The sequence below is a fragment of the Vibrio sp. 10N.239.311.G01 genome, assembly GCF_041465805.1.
Lineage (GTDB): Bacteria > Pseudomonadota > Gammaproteobacteria > Enterobacterales > Vibrionaceae > Vibrio > Vibrio crassostreae_C.
On record NZ_JBFSRM010000076.1, the window covers coordinates 1 to 1285 of the forward strand.

Sequence of the window (1285 nt, forward strand, 5' to 3'; positions counted from 1 at the left end):
GACCACCTTCGGCGGTAGTGATGGTTTGTGCGATAAAACCGGCTTGATCGTGATCCGGGTCAATGACCTGTAACGTGCCACCACTGCTGAGCTGATTGGTGGTATTGCCAAAGGAAGTATGATCTTCGTAAACATGATTATTTAGGCTGGAGTAGGGCGTCACTGCAATTTTTGCTTGGTTATCTTCACCGGTCACTTTCACCATAATGGTGAGCTTCTGACCATCAGTGGTTTCGACTTCGTAGGGGAGCTCCATCGACTCGCCAGCATGTAGGCTACTGATTAGATCGTCCGGATGATGATTGGTACCTGTATTTAATCTGAATTGATAAGTGCCATTAGGCCAAACATCAAGGTAACCAGGTGCAAACCCTTGACCTAAATATTTACCGCTAAAAACAAACTGAGTGTTATCGCCACTATCAGGGTCAATCAGCTGAAGCTGGCCTCTATAGGATTTAAATTCGCTATCCAGCGCTTGTGTTTCAGTGAGCTGAATGACATTAGAAACCAGTGTGGCTTTATCATCTGTCCCGGCAATCGTAAGCGTGGCGGTTTGTTGCGTACTTCCACCATGGCCATCTTCTACTTGATAAGTGATAGCGATTTGTTGCGACTGACCATTGGCCAAATGGTTAAATGCGGGATCAGTGGCATCAACAATTAATGTATGACCATCAGTATCTAAGGTGATACCTGCGGGGATTTTCCCTGCCTGAAGTTGACCATCGATGGCATATTCAAGGTGACTGACGCTTAAAGCGTCGCCGTCTTTGTCTGTGGCACCTACTAGCAGATTGAGGGTGTGATGATTATCGGCCCCCTCACTGACACTGTCTGTTAAAGGCGTCACATCAGGGTTGTCGTTAACCGCAGCTAAGTTGGTGGTTGCGCCGGTGTGTGTTACACCACCGTGTGCATCTTTGACGTCATAGCTAAAGTGCACCGCGCCGTTGTAGTCTTTTTCTGGGGTAAACGTAAACGTACCATCGGCATTGTTTAGAATAGAGCCATGGTCAGCATGCAGGTTTTCAATGGTTAGTTTACCGGCGTCATTGGCATCCACATCGACGGTATTCGCTAATAGTTGCGCGGTGGTTAAGGTTTGGCGTGTATCTTCACTGCCATTTGCAAGCACCACTTCAGATGAACAGTAAGGTCTGTCGTTACTGCCGTGAATGGTGATGACAATATCGTGTGTTGTACCATCTTTTGAATGGACTGTAATCGTATCGGTTAAGCTTTGCCCTTCACCAAGTTGGTCAATTGCAGTGCCACGCGTTGT

The 1285-nt window shown here is 47.1% G+C and carries 1 protein-coding gene; it reads right to left on the minus strand.

Going from position 1 to position 1285, the window contains the following annotated elements:
- A partial coding sequence (locus AB6D06_RS22450; protein ID WP_372101489.1) for a cadherin-like domain-containing protein occupies window positions 1-1285 on the minus strand: 1285 nt, incomplete at both ends.